Below are 17,406 nucleotides of genomic sequence, written 5' to 3' on the forward strand. Positions count from 1 at the left end.
GCCTCCCCGGCCGCATCTACCGCGGCCAGCCCCTCTCCCTCGGCCTCTCCCTCGCACGCCTCGTCGAAGTCGCCACCACCGAACTCTGCGCCCGCATGGATGCAGACGACATCTGCCACCCCGACCGCTTCCGCCAGCAGCTCGATTTCCTCCGCCAGCATCCCCACCTCGCCCTCGTCGGCACAGACCGCACCTGCATTGACATGGCAGGCAATCCCCTCGAAGGCGCTTCCGCCTTGCCCTACACCCCAGCAGAAGTCCTCCACGCCACGCTCGTCGGCCCCCGCATCTGGCACCCCACCGTCCTCTTCAAACGCAGCGCCATCCTCCACGCCGGCAACTACCAGGACCACAGCACCCCCGCAGAGCCCTACTGGTCCGAAGACTATGATATGTGGATGCGCCTCCTCTCCCACCACCTCGCCGCCACCATGCCCGCGCGACTCCTCCGCTACCGCATCAATCCCGAAGGCGTCACCCAGAAAGCCATGAAAGAAAAGCGCGCCGCCCTCGCACGCCGTCGCGTCTGGGAGCGCCACGCCCCCGCCTTCACCGGCCTCGATCTAAAGACCGCCCTCCAGCTCCACGATCGCTCCAGCCCCTTCGCCCTCCCCGCACTCTGGCGCATGGCACGCCACTTTCAGCGCCTCGACGGCATCCCCCCCTTCACCCGTTTGCGTCAGCCCTCCTTCCTCGCCGCCATGGACAAGCTCATCTCCCGCAAAGACATCCCCTCACGCCTCTGGCTCAAAGCCTGCCGCCTCTTTCAGTCAGCCCCAGCAAGTGCTCCACCCACACCGTGACTGGCTCCGCCGGGATGCGCGCTTGCGCCAGCTCACGCCCCGCAGCACCCATCGCACCCCACCGCTCACGCTCCGCCCACGCCTCCTCCATCACCGCGTGCAGCGCATTCGTCTCACACGCACCCGCCAGAAATCCCGTCACCCCCGGCACCATCATCTCCGCGATGCCACCCGCCGGCGTCGCGATCACTACCCGCCCCGCCCACATCGCCTCGATCTGCGCGATCGGCAGCCCCTCATGGCGCGAAGGCAGCAGCAGCGCATGGTGCTCCCTCCACACCGTCCCCATGTCATCCACATGACCGGCGAAAATAACCTTCTCCGTCAGCTTCAGCTCCTCGCACAGCGCCCGCAGCGTACGCTCGCAGCCACCATTCCCAAACAGAGAAACCTGGATCTTCCGCTCCCGCCACTCCGGCCGCGCCAGCACCTCAAACAGCATGTCATGCCCCTTCGTCTTCGGGTGCAGACGTGCCGGCAGCGCCAGCCTCACCGTCGCATCCCCGTTTAGCACAGGCATCGGCATCGCCTCCCCGCTCACCAGAAACGGATTCCGCACGATCCGCGCATTCTTCAGCCTCCGCCCCGTCTGCCGCGTACACAGCTCACGGTTGTGCTCAGACACAAAGCACGCCTCCAGCGCACCCGCGTATGCCCGGTGGATCTTCTCCGCCAGACCATCCTCCGGCCAGTTGTCCGTGGACACCAGGTGAGTCACCACCACACACGGCAGCCCCGCCTCATGGATCACCTCCAGCAGAGGCAGCCCGTCCACCAGCGTCCCCGAATTAAAAATCACCAGGTCCGGCGCCTCACGCAGCAGCACCGACTTCAAGTGGCGCAGCCTCCACGGCGCGCTCCCGCTCACACGCTCCCACACCTTGTCCACCACCGCCCGCTTCCCGCTCCGGTCCACAGACTCGTGCCGCACCTTCATCGCCCCCAGTTGCTTCACCCGGCGTTGCGCACCTGCCTTCCACTCCGTCAGCGCCAGCACATCATGCCCCAGCCCCCGCAGCCGGCCCGCCGTCTGCACCCATAGCTCCTCACTACCCCCGCCACCTTGGTTGGCACTGACAAAGACAAACTTCATGAATCGTGCGGCGGCGGTTTTACAAAGCAGTGGAAAAGAATAAGAAAAAGCGACCTCATCCCATGCCAGCAACTACCAGCGCTGTCAAAAAATGCAGTTCAAATCCGTTGTTTCTTGCCCTAGCAACTTGGCGCGACTATCAGACATCCCTTCGCCTGGCATCAACTTGACCGCCATTGAACACAGGCGCGTTCACACCATCTCAATATTTTCTTATGATTAAAAACCGCAGTGGTCTGACTATTTTGGAAGCTCTCGTCGTCTTGGTCGCGAGCATTATACTACTGTGGATCGTCATCCCCGTCGGCATGGTTCGCCTCGGCTGGAAAGAAGCCGGCGTCATGGTCGTCACGGAAGGTGACAAAGCACCCGAATATAAAGGTGAGCCTCTCGAAGATTCTATTTTGAAGCCTCGCGTGGACGAAATCCCCAAGCCCCGCATTCTCCCGGACAGCAAGACCGTCCCCCCCGTGCCCGCCACGCCGCCCAAGAAAAACCCCTTGGAGTAGAATTCCGCCGTGCAGCGCACGAACCAGACGAAGCCAAAGTAGTCCGCGCAGTCCCCCGTGTAGCGTCCCCCGTGCTAGCCAACATCGACAGCCGGAAATACGATGGGCGCTCCTGCCTGTCGAGCAGCGCTCACTCAGGCAGCATCCTCACCGAGCTTCCAGCCCCTCCTCTACACCGGTCTCAAGACCCGTGGACACTTGCCCACGGCGTTAAAGACCCTTTATAAAAGAGTACGACGTGTCAGATCAATGATGGCAACTTGTGTCAATAATTGGCATCTTGCCTCATATTCCCTCTGTGGCATTACCACGATGAGCTTGGAATGACGGTGAAACCATTTTTGGACAATCCTTTCTCAGTTCCTGAACACTGGACCCTCCACAATCTCCCTCCTCGTGAGCATCCTCGCTCCCCAATAAATGCCCGCCCCCTCCACACCCCCCGCTCCCGCAGATGACCGTGCCCTCCTCCTGCTTCTCTGGGCCCGCCTGGCGTCCCTCTGGCAGTGGCTGCGTTCCTGGTTTTTTTCCAGCACCCTCCTCCTCGTTGCTGGAGTCCTCTTTTTGGCGTTTTTCATTCGCTCTCGTGCAGAAGACAATCTTCTTACCATTTTCCTCGCCTATCTCCCTGTCTGGGTGCTCGTCCTACCCCTGCTAGGAACCCTCCTCGGCAGCCTCCTCTTTCTCTGCTGGCGCTCAGCCCTCCTCTCCCTCTCCAGCGCCCTCTTCATCGTCATTTGGCTAGGGGGCTACTGTTTCACATCAGGTTTTACCCCTACGCAGCCATCAGGGGAAAATATCCTATCCGTCATGACCTATAATCGGGGGCAAGGTTCGGATAAAGGTTTGGCTGTATTTGCATCGGCGCAGCGCCCAGACATTGCCGTCTTCCAAGACGCTGGCCGCCGTCTCACACAATTAGCTGCGCTCCCTGAGTTTATGCATTGCCGGTATACATATCAGAGCGGTGAATACGCCCTGCTGAGCCGCTGGCCTCTCGTTGAGAACACCTCTCTGGACCTCGATTTCCCGGCTGGAAAAACACCTGTTTGGCGTGCTGGAACCCGCTCTGTGATCGACTGGCAGGGCCGGAAAATCATCGTTTATAACATTCATTTGCCTACTCCCCGCGACCTACTTTACTGGTACGCTAAACACGGAACATTTTTGTATGGAATATTAGGCGTCATTCCGTACACTCCCTTGTATGCGCGTCATCAGCAGTATCTCGAATATTGGACGGCACGGGTCGGCCTTGCCGCGCAGCTTGCCGCGCGCGTTCGGGCAGAGTCCGCCCCCGTCATTTTAATGGGTGATCTCAACGTCCCGCCACTGGGGCGCGGCTACGGTTTGTTGCACTCTGTCTTGCAGGATGCACAGCTGTCTGCGGGCACTGGTTTTGGCCACACTTTCCCCAGTAATTTCAAATCCATCGGCAGATTTTTTGCCCCCTGGATTCGCATCGATCACATCTTTGCTTCGGCGCATTGGACGGTTTTGTCCTGCTCCACGCCCTCCGGAGTCATGTCCCAGCACCTTCCAGTTGCATCGTTATTTAGCTGCGAAAAGGATAGATCTAAAGAAGAATGACGTACGGTTGAATCGATGGCATGGTAAATGCTGGCCACGAACTCAAAATACGCGCTGCACTGCCAAGATTTGTTTCAAAAATGTGTATTGCAGATATTGAAAAAAGAACTACCAATCAAAGCCCTTAAGTTAATCCTGCTTCTTATCCCATTGACCACATTATGAAGATGAACCTAAACAAAAACATGCTGATCGCGGGTGCCGTCGCTTCTGTGCTCGTGATTGGCGCTGTTGATATTTTTGCCTTTGGCGGAGGCTACGGCGGCTTCGCCTTCGGACTCGGCTATTTCCCTCAGCAGGATCGCACCCTCGGCCGGGTGAGCATCGCGGCAGACAGCAACTATGATGGATTCTTGAATTCCACCGACCTTGATGCCAGCGACAACATCAAGCGCAACCCTCCAGGTTTGATCGTCGGCACCCGCGAACTCGCTCGTGTCGATCTTTCCGTGATCCACAACACCGCCCTCCAGACCACGGGTTCCCCTGATCTCAAGTTTTTGTACTACAAAACCGCCGCCATCCTCGATCTCCGCCCGGTGAATCTTGGTCACAAGCGCGGTCACTTCGCTTCCTATGAAGAGGAGCAGCGCCGCGGCGGTCATGTTCGCGTCTGGCTCGACACCACCCGCACCACCCTCCTTCTGGACTCTGCGGATCCCGGCAAACGACGCGTCGAGTGGCCCGCCGCCTCCAGTCTTCCTCCCAAGCACGTTTACGTCGAAGGCGTTTCCGTCGGTGACGCTGGTACGGTCATGATGTTGACTCTGTTGCTTGATAACAACAATCTCAGCCCAGTGGCTGACAAGCTCTGGGGCGAAAAAGCCGCTTGGGATGCCATGATGTTCTCGGTCTGGCCTAGCCCAAAGACCAAGCCATTCATCGACAAGTCGCCTGTTTGGAAGCGTTTCTAATCTGTTGCAGATTAGCGCTTAACGTTGGTGACGGTTGCGTTGGTTCACTTCAACATCTTGAAATACAGTGTATCTTTTCCAAAATGCCTTGTTGGCCGATCCGCAAAACATTTCCATGCTGGTTCTGTTCATGGCTGCGGGGGTTTGGTTTGTGATGGCTGTTGTTCTCTTGGTTGACTTGTTCAGCGACGCCACACTCTCCCTGTCTTGGAAGGTGATCTGGTGCCCCGTCCTCATTTGTGTTCCCTTGTTTGCGGGGCTGTTTTATAGCGTTTTTTCGATTATTCGCGCCCTTCTGGTGGTGCGTAAACCGTGACAGCCCTCTCGGTCGCCTCCTTTTTCCTCTGAGAAATAAATATTAAACATAAATAAAGCTCAGTGGCTACGATGAAAAAATATCTAATTGACCGATCGGTCCACTTCTTAGGAGGTGCCGCCTTCTTGCTGCTCGTCTTGCAGCTTCCGGCGGGTGCTCAGACCTCCGATCCCCAGTCTGGTGCACCTCTCTCCCGGGCGCCTCGCTCTCGGTCACCCCTCTTTGGCGCTCCCTCCCAGTCGGATACTGCCGGTAACCACGCCTTGGGCCAGGACGTCACTCGCCCTTATGGCGAGTACCGCTATGTTCCACAGAAGAATCTTTACCAGCAGACCACCATTGGCGATTCCATCGGTGATCTCCGGCAGGGCACTCGCGATGTGCTGGCTCCCGTCAGCAACATCAATCGTTACACCAGTTGGACGTTGTACAGTGCCACCGACAGCTACTTTCTCGGCACCTCGCTGGGGCTGAATCTGGGCATTCCCGCCTTCGGCGTCCAACTCGGTTCTGGCTATGGCGGCATCCAGAACAATCGCCTCACCATGATTGCTGGACCCCTTGTGGTGGATAGCATTTATGCCGGGTATGGTTTGATCTATACAGACATCCAAGGCAATTATCCAGGCATTTCCTCCCTCCCGCCCAATGGCTGGGCGCAGATCGTCTGGACGAGCTTTCGCGCCACCTTGGTCCTCGGTGACTCATTGGCCATCAGCATCAATCCCTACTTATACTGGCTGCCGGACAAAGGCGAGTTCGGGTGGGCCATTCCTGGTCCCATGGCTGGCTTGATGCTGCCACAGTTCGGCGCCAGAGCCTTGTTCCAAGGCGTTTGGAAGAAAGAATGGAACAATTGGCGCCTTGTCGTCACTGACCAGTTTACCCCCTACATCCAGCCTTATAATCTCTGGGATGTGTATGTGAATGCTAATCAATCTTGGGGTGATCTCTCTCCGGTGGAACGCGTCGGTCGCTATGGCGTGGGCTATGGCTCAGGTGCTATTAACAGCTACGACCCTAATGCGCGCTTCGGTATCAACAACGACCATTGGAGCGGCCTCAACGGCTATTACAACATCATCGGTGCCAGGCTTTTTGGACGCCACGGTAATGCCACCCAGAGCATGTTCTACCTTGATCGCGTGGACGCATGGGGCAAAAACTTCAACACCCTCTACTCTGCCCTCAACGGCGGGGCCTACATCCGTAACGGTGATCCCTACTTCACCTCCTACGCCGGTTATAACTTCTCCACCCGCTCCCCCTTCTTCAACACCACCATCAACTGGGCGGTCGCTGGCTTCCGCAAAAGTCTCACCAACTTCCTCACTACCTACGCTGAGGGCGGCTATTATTGGCTTACCGGGGAAGGGCCGAATTACAAGGGCTGGACCGCCCTCGTCGGCATCCAGAACCGCCTCGGTCCCCGCACTTATCAGTATGCTGAGGTTGGTCGCCGCGTTTATCAGCCTTTCAACGCTCCTATAGGACTCGAAGACTTTGCTGAATACCGGCTCGTTCACCTCCTTGGCGGTCGCATCAACACGACGGCTTACGCTGGCGTATCCAAGCGCTACCTGCAGTTCAACAAACAAACCACTCAGCAGATCCAATATGCGGGAATTATGATGAGTACTAATATTTCCCCCAGAATTGGCAGTTTTGCCTCCGCCGGCTGGGAAAAGATCAGCATCCCCAACAGCGCCATTGAATGGACCCAGTGGACCTACCGCTCCGGACTCACCTACGCTATATCCAACACGGTTAACGCTCAGGCATTTTACCAATATTTGGATTTTCATGGCAACACATACGGCTATACTGAACATTACTTGTACCTCGGTGCGTCCAAGAGCTTCTAGAATATTCCAATCCTGTATGTTTAAATCAGTCTTTGTTCCGTGCCTTCTCGCTATCGTCGGCTTGGTCTCCTGCAGTGGTCCGCAAAATTACGATTCCGCTGATCTTGCCCCTCTCCCCAAATCCACCCTCGGTGGGAACGCCAACTATCGCATTCAGATCGGTGATCTGATTGATATGTTTGTCCTCGAGGACAATTCCTTCAACGGCTCCTACATCATCCGTCCCAGCGGCGACATCATCGTTCCAAAGCTTGGCCGCGTCGGCATCCAGGGACTCACCTTGTCTGAGGCTGAGGCCCGCATCAAATCCACCCTGCAGGCCAATCACTTGAAACTCGCCACTGTCATTGTTGACCCTGGTATGCGCGGTGAAACCGCCGCCGGTGGACTCACCCTCCGCCTCAGTGGCGAAACGATGCAGAGCGGTCGTGTCACCGTCCGCCCTCTCGGCGACGCCCCCGTCTCCGCCTATCAGGCCGTCATTGATGCAGGTGGCTTCAAACCTTTTGCCGGCAAGAAAAAAGCGTACATCCTGCGCAACAGCCCTTCAGGCGTTCAGCGCATCAACGTCAACTTCGAAGCCGTTGAAACCGGCAGGGCCTCTGACCCTGTCGTTCAGGAAGGTGACTGCATTGTCGTGCCAAAGAAAATGTTTGGTTTGTAACAGCCCTCCTTTCCGCTTCTCTCCCATCTTATGGCAACCCAGGGCTTCAAACGCTTTCTCACATTTCAGGACATCCTTCAATTCCTGTCACGGTATGTGAAGTACTGGCGTTTGGGCATGTTTGCCGGTGCCCTCGGCTCCTCCCTCGCCCTCGCCTATTTCGTTTACGGCAAGCCCTCCTACTACTCCAAGAGCACCGTCGAATACAGCTACGTGGACCTGCCCATCAAGTCTGAAATTTCAGATATCCGTGGCAACACCAAGTGGGACAACATTCATTCGCAGGTCGTCCTCGGCCTCCAGTCACGCTGGCTTGCTGAACGCACCGCCATGCGCCTCAAACTCGTCCAAAACGTGAACCAGCTCGGCACCATCTGGAGCCGTTTCATCTCCAAAATCAAAATCACCAGCTCGGTCGCTTCCCAGTTGGAGATCGAGGTCTGGGTCTATGAACCTCGTCTCGCCAAGCTCTGGCCGCAGGCCATGCTTCTCGAGTACCATGACTTTCTCACCGAATCTCGTATCAAGCATCGTGACCTCCTCATCCAGGGCTTCTCCAAGGAAATGGACCGTATCCGCGAAAACTTGAAGGCCGAAACTGAGCGTGACCGCCGCTTTGAGTCCGAAAATCGCATCCTCGAAAACTTTGTCGCCAACAACAAGCTCGAGCACCTGCCCACTCAGATGCTCACCTACCGCTCTCAGCTTGATGCCATGGAAGAGGTCGAAAAGTACATCGACGCCACCGCCCCCAGCACCGCTGAAAAGCTTTCCCTCCTCCAGAAGTACCGCGACAAGCCCCTCGCAGTCGGCACCATTGTGCGCCGGAGTGCTGAGACAGACCCCTTTCTCCTCAAAACCAGTCCCCCCAATATCGTGATGGGTGGCAGTGGTACCGTCGCCGTTGACCCCGCGTCTCGAGTCCCCGCTGGCGCACCACCCTCTTCCGATGGCAGCACCATCGTCATCCCCGAAGCTTCCAAACGCTCCGAAGTCTGGGAAGGCATTGATGAACAACTGCGCGAAGCCCAGCGCGAATACCAGCGCCTCTCCAGCAACCTCCTCCCAGGGCACGAGCAAATGCGCGCCCTCCAAAAAGAAATCGACGCTTACAGCTTCGCCCTCGAAGCCGAGTGGAAAAAAGAAATCGCCGCCTTTCAGCTCGAAAAAGATCATATCCGCCAGGAGCTTGCCGCCTTGCAGGAAAAGATGCCCGAATACCACAAGCTCATCGCAGGCTACGATGACTATCGCAGAGACTTCCGTCTCCAGTCCAGCGGTCGCCTCGCCTGGGAGCAGGCCTACATTGGCATGAAATCCCGCCTCTCCGCCATGGACTACACCGGTCCCGAAGTTCAGGTGGATTTCTTCTTCAAGGGCTTCACCGAAGTGCGCGATGACATTCCCGTCTCCCCCAACAAGCAAAAGCTCCTCACCTACGCCCTCGCCCTCTCCCTCGGCCTTGGTCTTGGCGCTCCCGTGCTCACCGAACGCCTCCGCTTCACCTCCTCCTTCGTCGGTGAAGCTGAAAAATACTGCCAATATCCCGCCTGCGGCATCGTGCCTTTGATGGAAGCACCTCCAAAGCTCGCCATCGAGGATGCCAAGGCGGAGTCCTCCAGCACCGGAACCCATGCCCACGAGTCCTTCCGCATCATCCGCAGTTCCCTGCCGTTCTACGCGCCCAAGGACAACCTCAAGCAGGTCATCATGGTCACCAGCGCCCGCCCCAGCGATGGTAAAAGCACCGTCGCCATGCACCTCGCCAAATCCTTCGCCGAAAGCGGTGAAAAAGTGCTCATCATCGACAGTGACCTTCGCCGTGGCACACTGCACCGCCTCTTTGAGCTCGACCGCAAGCGGAACGGACTTTCTGAGCTCCTTGCCGGTGACGTTAATCTCGCGGAGGCCATTCAAGTCACCAAGACGCCCCACCTCAAATTCATCGCCCGCGGCAAAAGCAAGAGCGTCAGCCCTGAACTCCTCTCCCGGAACCAGTTTCAGAAGTTGGTCGACGCCCTGCGTCCGCAGTTTGACCGCATCATTGTGGACACTCCGCCGCTCCTTGGCCTCGCGGACTCGCTGCTCATCAGCAAAGCCGTGGACGGCTTGATTTTCGTCATTCGCGCCGACCAGACCACCCAGCGTGACGTCGCCACCGCCTCGGAAATTCTGCACCAGTCAGGCGCTCCCGTGTATGGCTTCGTCCTGAACTGCGTGAACTTGAAGCGCCTCGAAAATTCCTACTACTACGGCACCTACTACTCCCGCTATTACGAACCCACCTACTACAGCAGTTCCAAACAGGGTGGCTCGCAGTCGGAAGAGGACGCGTGACCTGGGCGGTGTGACCTTGCGTCGTTTATTTCATGGGAATCAGCGTGCTCCACGTGCTTCACTCCTTCCGTCAAGGAGGCATGGAGAACATGATCGGCCAGATGGCCTGGCGGCTTTCCCAGTCCGGTTTTAAAGTCATCGTCTGCGCCCTCGTTGGCTCGGACGACTTCAAGCACCGCCTCCCCCCAGGCACCCCGGTCCTCGAACTCCAGAAACGCCCCGGCCTCGACCTCCGCTGCGCCCTGCGCCTGCGTGCGCTCATACGCGAGCTTAAGCCTGACGTCATCCACTCCCATAACTGGAACGCCCTCGTTTACTCCCTCCTCGCCCTTGCCCTCGGCCTCAACCGCACCCCCCTCCTCCATGGCGAGCACGCCCTGCTCTACGGCTGGGAGCGTTCCCCCTGGCGTCTCAGGCTCCGCCGCCTCTTCTATGCGCGTTGTGATATCATTCACACCGTCTCCCAGGGCCAGATCAACGACATGGCGGCCCTCGGCCTCACCCGCAATCTCACCCTCCGTGTCATACGTAATGGCGTTGATACATTGAAATTCAGTTCTTTAGACAAGGAAAAATGCCGCCTCTCCCTCGGCATCCCCCCCCACGCCCCTGCCTTCGGCATGGCCGCCCGCTACGTCCCCGAAAAACGTCACAATCTCCTCCTCCAAGCATTTCTAAAAATCGGCAAAATCTTCCCAACCGCCCGTCTCGTCCTCGCAGGCGCAGGCGGCAACTGTGAAGCCGCAACCAACGAACTCGTCACCAGCCATCCCTTCGCCGATCGCATCATCCAGCTCGGACACCGTGACGACATGACCACCGTTTACAATGCCCTCGATCTGCTGGTGCTAACCTCCACCTCCGAAGGCATGTCCAACGTCACCCTCGAAGCGATGAGCTGCGGCGTGCCCGTTCTCATGCACGCAACCTGTGGCTCGGAAGAACTCATCCACCCCGGCCGCAATGGCAGCCTGGCTGCCATGACAACAGCCGATGACGTGGCAGCGGCGATCACCGCCCTGCTGGAGCAACCCGATCTGCTGCGCACCATGGGCGGCGCGGCACGGGAGTTCATCGAACAAGAGTATCCTTTGGCAAAGACGGCAGCTGATTACATGGCGGTTTATACCGCCCTGGGCGGCAAAAATCTCACGACAGCGGAGGGCCGATAAGTGGATTTTATTTGCGCCTGCCTGCTTGTGTTCTTTTGGTATGTCCGCCCTCAGGACATCTTTTCCATCATCAGCGGGGTCAGTGTGGTGAAGTACGCGATGTATATCGGCATCATCGCCACCGTACGCCGCGCCGCCGGGTTCAGCAGTGCCATTCTCTGGAAGGTACCGATCGACTGGCTGATCACCGCCTACTGTTTGTGGACCGTTTACGCCACGGAGGACCATACCGCGGCCTTCAAGGAAGTTTTCACCTACTTCAGCTTCCACATGGTCACCGCCCTGGCGCTTAACAGCTGGGCGAAGATTGAAAAATACCTCAATATCTGGCTGGGCTGCCTCGCCGTCCTGGCATTGCTGGCGGTTTCCAGTCACTGGGACGTTGAGCTGGTGAAGGGTTCGGCAGAGCTCACCATGGCCTTCCATGACCGACTCACCTTGAACACGTGGGTGTTCCGCAATCCTAATGCGCTGGGGCACGGTGTGGTGACCCTCATTCCCGCCGCGATAGCGTGGTGGGTGATGGCGGGGGGAAAGAACAAAATGCTCGGCTTTGCGCTCATCGCGCTGGCGATCCACTGCGTGCTGCTGACGGAGTCCAAGGGGGCCTTTTTGGCTGGTGCCGGGGGCCTCACGATGCTCTTTCTGTTCAAGCGGCCGGTGTGGCTGCAACTGGTGATGCTGGCGCTGGTGTACGGTGTTGGTATTGCGGCTTTGAAAAGCCTGCCGCGCATGGATACGATGTCCAAGGATGACGAAGGCATCCAGGGTCGTATGATCGTCTGGCAGCAGGCCAAATCCAGCATGGAGAGCACTGGAACGGGTGCGGGGCTGAAGACGTTCCAGGGGTATGTTTCCATTCGTGACGGCAAGCTGCACCGCACGGTTTATATCCCGATCGCCACGCACGGTTCGTATGTCCGGCATGGGGCTGATCTGGGGTACGTGGGGCTGCTGCTGTATGCGGGCATTTTTTATGGAGGGGTGCGGGTGCTGCTCGCTGCGCAGTCTGCGCCAGGCAGCGAGGCGATGAGGGTGCAGCGAACGCTGTATGCGTTGATCGCAACGACGGTGTTCTCCAGTTGGGTGGTGGACCGTGCCTATCACATGGACTTTTTCCTGCTGTCCGGTGCCCTGTCCGCCTTTCACCGACGATTTTTGCCAGGTAGCAAGGGACGGGAGGAAGAGGTCGATCCGGAGGCTTCGGCGGAGCCGGAATCCAAGCCGCTGCTGCTGCTTGTGTCTGATGACGGGCAGAAGAATGAGGTGCAGGCTGTGGCTGGCCGTCAGAACACCGAGGATGAAGAGGAGGCGGCCGAAAACATCCCCGACCAGTTCGGTGCCATCAAGCTCAAGTGGTCGCGCGTTGGTGTGGTTGACATGATGATCATGTACATGCTTATGGAAGTGCTGATTTATTATTGGGAGCTGTTCTCCACGGATTTTGTGGTGTTTTGACGATGCGCATTCTTTGGATCAAAACGAGCCCGCTGCACCCGCTTACGCGTGGCGGGGATCTGCGTACTTTTAATCTGCTGCGGCATCTGCATCAGCGGCACGAGGTCTCGTTTGTGGGCATGACGGCGGATGCGGGACAAGTGATGGGTACACAGCAGGCGGGGGAATTTTCCACGCATGCGGTGTGGGCGCATGAGCCGAAGGCGTCGCTGCAGCTTGCGAGGTGGAAGTTTCTTGCCGGTGCGCTGGCGAATGTGGGATCTGCGCTGCCGTATGCTGTGGCGCGGTTCAAGTCTGCGCGGTTGCGCGAGCTGCTGAGCGTGAAGCTCAAGGCTGAGCGTTTTGATGTGGTGGTGGCGGATTTTCTGTTTCCTGCGGCGAGTCTGCCGTGGGAGTTGAAGGGGGAGAGCCGGTGCCCGTGGGTGCTGTTTCAGCACAATGTTGAGTCCATGATCTGGCGGCGAAGGGCCGAGGGCAAGAAAGGTGCTGTGGCGCGTTACTACCAGAGCCAGCGTGACCGGATGCTGCGCTTTGAGCGAGAGGCGAGCAGCCGCTTTGATGGTGTGCTGGCGGTGTCCGAGGAGGATGCGCGGATTTTCAACGAGGAGATGCGGCTGACTAATGTGCTGGGGGTGGTGCCGACGGGGGTGGACCTGGACTATTTTCAGTCAGTGCCGAGAACGAGGGCTGCGGTGCCGACGGTGGTGTTCATGGGGTCGATGGACTGGTATGCGAATGTGGACGGGGTGAAGTGGTTTGTGCAGGAGGTGTGGCCGCTGGTGCAGCGGGAGATGCCGCAGGCGAAATTTATCGTGGTTGGACGCAAGCCGCCGGCTGAGATCGAGGCGCTGGCGACAAGCGGGCGAAACATTGAGGTGACGGGGACGGTGCCGGATGTGCGGCCGTTTCTGCGTGGTGCGGATGTGATCGTGGTGCCGCTGCGCATTGGCGGCGGGACGCGGCTGAAGATTTATGAGGCGATGGCGGCGGAGGTGCCGGTGGTGTCCACCTGGATCGGTGCGGAAGGGCTGAGCGTGGAGGATGGCAGGCATGTGCTGCTGGCGGACAGTGCGGAGGATACGGCGGCGCAGGTGCTGAAGGTGCTGCGGACGCCGGCGTTTGGCGCGGAACTGGCGCGGCATGCGCTGGAGGAGGTGGCGCGGCCGTGCTCTTGGGCGGCGGCGGCGGACATTTTTGAGACTGCGTGCGTGGGGCTTAAACGACAGGGGAGCGGGGCATGATCGCGGTGGCGTGGTTTATTCTGATGGTGAGCATGGTGGCGGTGCTGCATTGCTATGTGCTTTACCCGCTGTGGTGGCGCTGCATGGGGGCGCGCCGACCGCTGCTGCGGGTGCCGCCGATGCAGAAGGATGAGGAGCTGCCGATGATTTCGGTGATCGTGGTGGGTTACAATGAGGCGGCATGCATTGTGCGGCGGATTGTGAACTTGCAGCAGTGTGACTACCCGGCGGAGAGGCTGGAGATCATCATCGCGTCTGATGGGTCGGATGATGGGAGTGACCGGCTGGCGGCAGAGGTGGCGGAGGGGGATGCGCGGGTGCAGGTGAGGCATTTTGCTGAGCGGCGCGGGAAGGTGAGGGTGCTGAATGATGTGTGCCCACAGGCGAGGGGGAGCATTTTGGTGCTGAGTGATGCGAATGTGGATTTTGCGCCGGATGCGCTGCGCTGTCTGGTGGCGAGGTTTCAGGATGCGAAGGTAGCGTGTGTGTGCGGGAAGCTGTGCTTTCGCACGAGGGAGGGGGAGGCTCATACGCAGTCGGAGGGGATCTACTGGAAGCTGGAGACGTGGCTGAAGCTGCACGAGGGGGGGCGCGGGGTGCTGCTGGGGGCGAACGGTGCGAACTATGCGCTGAGGCGTGATCTGTGGACGGGCTGCCCGCCGGAGATCGTGGTGGAGGATTTGTTTGTTCCGCTGCAACTGCTGCTGCAGGGCTGGGCGGTGGTGTTTGAGCCGAGTGCGCTGGCCTACGAGGATCTGCCGCCGGCGCTGGCGGATGAGTTTGGCAGGCGGGCGCGGATCGGGGCGGGGGATTACCAAATTCTGGCGCGGTGTCTGCCGCTGCTGAACCCGGCGCGGGGGCTGGCGGCGTGGGTGTTTTTTTCGCACAAGGTGCTGCGCTGGGTGGCGCCGTTTTTCATGGTCAGCGGGGTGCTGGCGGTGCTGGCGCTGCTGGCGCTGGGTGCGCCGGGGGCGCCGCTGGTGGGTGCGGCGGGTCTGTGCGTGGTGCTGCTGACTGCGGCGGGTTTTTCTTCGATACGGCTGCCGGGTGCGCTGGGGCGACTGGCGGCGGTGAGTGCTTATTTTGTGACGATGAACGCTGCTCTGCTGCTAGGTTGCCTGCGCTGGTTGCGGGGCGGGCAGCGGACCACCTGGAACCGAACCCGTAGAGCCTGAACGCATGATCAAAGCAATGGACCGCTGGCTGCTGCCGTGGCTGAAGGATTCACTTCGCCGGCCGAAGGTGCCTATCACGGATGTGATGCTGGCGGTGTGCGATCATTTCGAGCCGTTTCACCATACGGACCAGGCTGGGGCCATGAGGCGGATGGAGACGTGGCAGGCGAGTCTGCCGAAGATCCTGGCGACGGGTGTGGACCATGACGGGCAGACGCCGAGGCATACGTTTTTTTATCCAGTGGAACAGTATGACCGGAAGGTGATCGAGGCGCTGGCGGAGCTGTGTGTGAGCAGTCGCAATGAGGCGGAGATTCACCTGCACCATGACAAGGATACAGCGGAGAATTTTTGCGCGGCGCTGGAGCGTGGCAAGACTGACCTGCGCAGTCACGGGCTGCTGGGAAGTGATGCTACGGGTGCGCCGGTGTTTGGTTTCATCCACGGGAACTGGGCGCTGGATGATTCCGACCCGAGCGGGCATGGGTGCGGGGTGCGGGGTGAGTTGGCCATGTTGAAACAGGCAGGCTGCTACGCGGACCTGACGATGCCGTCTGCGCCGCACCGGACGCAGGCTCCGATCGTGAACCGGTTGTACTACTCGCAGAGCACGCTGCATGGCTGCTCGCACCATCGTGGTACACGGGTCTCCGCGCTGGATGGCAGCACGCGGGCGCTGCGTGAGAAGGAGGACCATCTGCTGCTGGTGCAGGGGCCGCTGATGCTGGACTGGGAACGTCGCAAGTGGGGTGTGATGCCGCGGGTGGAGAATTCGGATCTGGGGCCTGCTAATCCGCCGACGGTGCGGCGGCTGCGGCATTGGCGTAATGCGCGGATCTCCGTGCAGGGGGCGGAGGGGTGGGGCTTCATCAAGCTGCACACGCATGGTGCGCCGGAGAAGAATCATGAGTCGGTGATCGGGGATGCGCGGCGGCGGTTTCACGAGGAACTGCTGGAGCTGGCGGCGAGCGAGGGCTTCCGTCTGCACTATGTGAGCGCGCGGGAGCTGGTCAATATTTTGCATGCCGCTGAAGACGGGCATGGAGGAGGCGATGCCGGGGCGTGGCGTGACTACCTGTATGCGCCGCCACCCTGCCTGAACAAATTTTGAGCGATGAATCTCCTGGTTGTTTCCAATCTTTTTCCTGATCAGAACGAGCCGTGGCGCGGGCTGGACAATGCGACGCTGCTGCATGCGCTGCAACGGCTGGAGCCGGGGCTGAAGATCCGGGTGCAAGCGTTTCGCCCGACGCTGCGGCATCTGGGCCGTGCATCATTGCAGCCGCGTGCTGAGGATGCGGGGCTGGAGGTGGATTATTTTTGGACGCCGTATGTGCCGCGGCTGGGGGGGATGAACCACCGGCTGTTTGCGTGGGCGTTTGCGCGGGCGAGCCGGACGCTGCCGAAGGGGTGCCGGCCCGATGCGATTTTGGTGCCTTGGCTTTTTCCTGATGCGTGCGGCGTGGCGCTGCAGGCTGCTGCTTGGGGCGTGCCTGTCGTCGCAGTCGCTCAGGGGTCTGATGTTCATCGCTATTTGGACATGCCCTTTCGACGCCGCGCCATCCTCGCTATGTCTCGTAGCGTCAAAGCGATCGTCACGCGCAGCCAGGACTTGGAAAGCCGTCTGGTCCGGCGCGGTGTGTCGGGCGGTAAAGTCCGCACGATCTATAATGGGGTCGACATCCACACCTTCAAACCCGCCTCTCGCGTCTCAGCCCGGGCTGCCCTTAACCAGCCGCAGGACGAGCGGCTGCTGCTTTTTGTGGGCAATTTTCTACCGGTCAAAGGACTCGATCTTTTGCTGGATGCATGTGCCCAGGTCATGGCGGTGCAGCCTGTGCGGCTGGCGTTGATCGGTGGCGGTCCGCTGGAAGCTGCCTTGCGCGCCCAGGCGGCTGATCTTGGCATCGCCGGGAAGGTCTTCTTTCTTGGGCGCCACGCCGCTCCCCATGTTGCGCAGTGGATGCAGGCTGCAGATGCGGTCTGCCTTACCAGCCACAATGAAGGTGTGCCCAATGTGGTTCTGGAGTCTCTTTCCAGCGGGCGTGTGCCTGTTTGCACGGACGTGGGTGGTATCGCCGAAGTGGTGGCACCTGTCATCGGCAAAAGGTTTCTCGTTCAGCAGCGTGACGCTGCCGCTTATGCGTCGGCACTTTTGGATGTTCTGCAAAATCCGCCGGATGAGGCGGTCCTGCACCTTGCTGCCCGGACTTACGCCTGGGAAAACTGTGCTGCAAAATACCTCGAACTGCTGCGCAACGATTGATGC

General features: G+C 59.3%; 15 protein-coding genes. 14 read left to right on the plus strand and 1 reads right to left on the minus strand.

The window, feature by feature from the left end:
* Nucleotides 1–803, plus strand: an 803-nt coding sequence (locus tag ACILSL_RS09770) for a glycosyltransferase (protein ID WP_395731832.1), incomplete at its 5' end; no start/stop codon positions are given.
* On the opposite strand, the gene ACILSL_RS09775 is transcribed toward ACILSL_RS09770, so the two are convergent.
* Nucleotides 748–1,896: a glycosyltransferase family 4 protein gene (locus ACILSL_RS09775; RefSeq protein WP_395731833.1), complete on the minus strand. Its 1,149-nt coding sequence runs from the start codon at nucleotides 1,894–1,896 to the stop codon at nucleotides 748–750. The genes ACILSL_RS09770 and ACILSL_RS09775 overlap by 56 nt on opposite strands.
* 215 nt (nucleotides 1,897–2,111) lie before the next feature.
* Here ACILSL_RS09775 and ACILSL_RS09780 point away from each other — a divergent pair, with 215 nt between their 5' ends.
* From ACILSL_RS09780 to ACILSL_RS09840, 13 genes are all read left to right on the plus strand, one after another.
* Nucleotides 2,112–2,405, plus strand: a complete 294-nt coding sequence (locus ACILSL_RS09780; protein WP_395731834.1) for a hypothetical protein — start codon at nucleotides 2,112–2,114, stop codon at nucleotides 2,403–2,405.
* A 420-nt stretch (nucleotides 2,406–2,825) separates the two neighbouring features.
* Nucleotides 2,826–3,995 (plus strand): endonuclease/exonuclease/phosphatase family protein, encoded by a 1,170-nt coding sequence (locus tag ACILSL_RS09785; RefSeq protein ID WP_395731835.1) that lies wholly within the window; start codon nucleotides 2,826–2,828, stop codon nucleotides 3,993–3,995.
* Between the two features lie 161 nt (nucleotides 3,996–4,156).
* Nucleotides 4,157–4,909: a hypothetical protein gene (locus ACILSL_RS09790; protein ID WP_395731836.1), complete on the plus strand. Its 753-nt coding sequence runs from the start codon at nucleotides 4,157–4,159 to the stop codon at nucleotides 4,907–4,909.
* Between the two features lie 67 nt (nucleotides 4,910–4,976).
* A complete protein-coding gene (locus tag ACILSL_RS09795) occupies nucleotides 4,977–5,225 on the plus strand; it encodes a hypothetical protein (RefSeq protein WP_395731837.1) in 249 nt (82 codons plus the stop codon).
* Nucleotides 5,226–5,488: 263 nt separating this feature from the next.
* Nucleotides 5,489–7,090, plus strand: coding sequence for a hypothetical protein (locus ACILSL_RS09800; RefSeq protein WP_395731838.1), 1,602 nt, complete (start codon nucleotides 5,489–5,491; stop codon nucleotides 7,088–7,090).
* A 16-nt stretch (nucleotides 7,091–7,106) separates the two neighbouring features.
* Nucleotides 7,107–7,754, plus strand: a complete 648-nt coding sequence (locus ACILSL_RS09805) for a polysaccharide biosynthesis/export family protein (protein ID WP_395731839.1) — start codon at nucleotides 7,107–7,109, stop codon at nucleotides 7,752–7,754.
* 30 nt (nucleotides 7,755–7,784) lie between these two features.
* A complete protein-coding gene (locus tag ACILSL_RS09810) occupies nucleotides 7,785–10,091 on the plus strand; it encodes a polysaccharide biosynthesis tyrosine autokinase (RefSeq protein WP_395731840.1) in 2,307 nt (768 codons plus the stop codon).
* 53 nt (nucleotides 10,092–10,144) lie between these two features.
* On the plus strand, nucleotides 10,145–11,263 hold the full coding sequence (locus ACILSL_RS09815) for a glycosyltransferase family 4 protein (RefSeq protein WP_395731841.1): 1,119 nt from the start codon (nucleotides 10,145–10,147) through the stop codon (nucleotides 11,261–11,263).
* Nucleotides 11,264–11,533: 270 nt separating this feature from the next.
* The gene (locus tag ACILSL_RS09820) at nucleotides 11,534–12,721 is read left to right on the plus strand and encodes an O-antigen ligase family protein (RefSeq protein WP_395731842.1); all 1,188 of its coding nucleotides are present in this window, start codon (nucleotides 11,534–11,536) and stop codon (nucleotides 12,719–12,721) included.
* Between the two features lie 2 nt (nucleotides 12,722–12,723).
* Nucleotides 12,724–13,962 (plus strand): glycosyltransferase, encoded by a 1,239-nt coding sequence (locus ACILSL_RS09825; RefSeq protein WP_395731843.1) that lies wholly within the window; start codon nucleotides 12,724–12,726, stop codon nucleotides 13,960–13,962.
* Nucleotides 13,959–15,137 (plus strand): glycosyltransferase family 2 protein, encoded by a 1,179-nt coding sequence (locus tag ACILSL_RS09830; RefSeq protein WP_395731844.1) that lies wholly within the window; start codon nucleotides 13,959–13,961, stop codon nucleotides 15,135–15,137. The genes ACILSL_RS09825 and ACILSL_RS09830 overlap by 4 nt, the downstream gene beginning before the upstream one ends.
* Before the next feature lie 4 nt (nucleotides 15,138–15,141).
* Entirely contained in the window at nucleotides 15,142–16,248 is a 1,107-nt protein-coding gene (locus ACILSL_RS09835) for a hypothetical protein (RefSeq protein ID WP_395731845.1), read from the plus strand.
* 3 nt (nucleotides 16,249–16,251) lie between these two features.
* Complete coding sequence (locus ACILSL_RS09840; RefSeq protein WP_395731846.1) at nucleotides 16,252–17,403, plus strand: glycosyltransferase; 1,152 nt, start codon at nucleotides 16,252–16,254, stop codon at nucleotides 17,401–17,403.
* The last annotated feature ends 3 nt before the right edge of the window (nucleotides 17,404–17,406 follow it).

Origin of the sequence: Prosthecobacter sp., assembly GCF_044222345.1 — a bacterium.
In the GTDB taxonomy this organism is placed as follows: domain Bacteria; phylum Verrucomicrobiota; class Verrucomicrobiia; order Verrucomicrobiales; family Verrucomicrobiaceae; genus Prosthecobacter.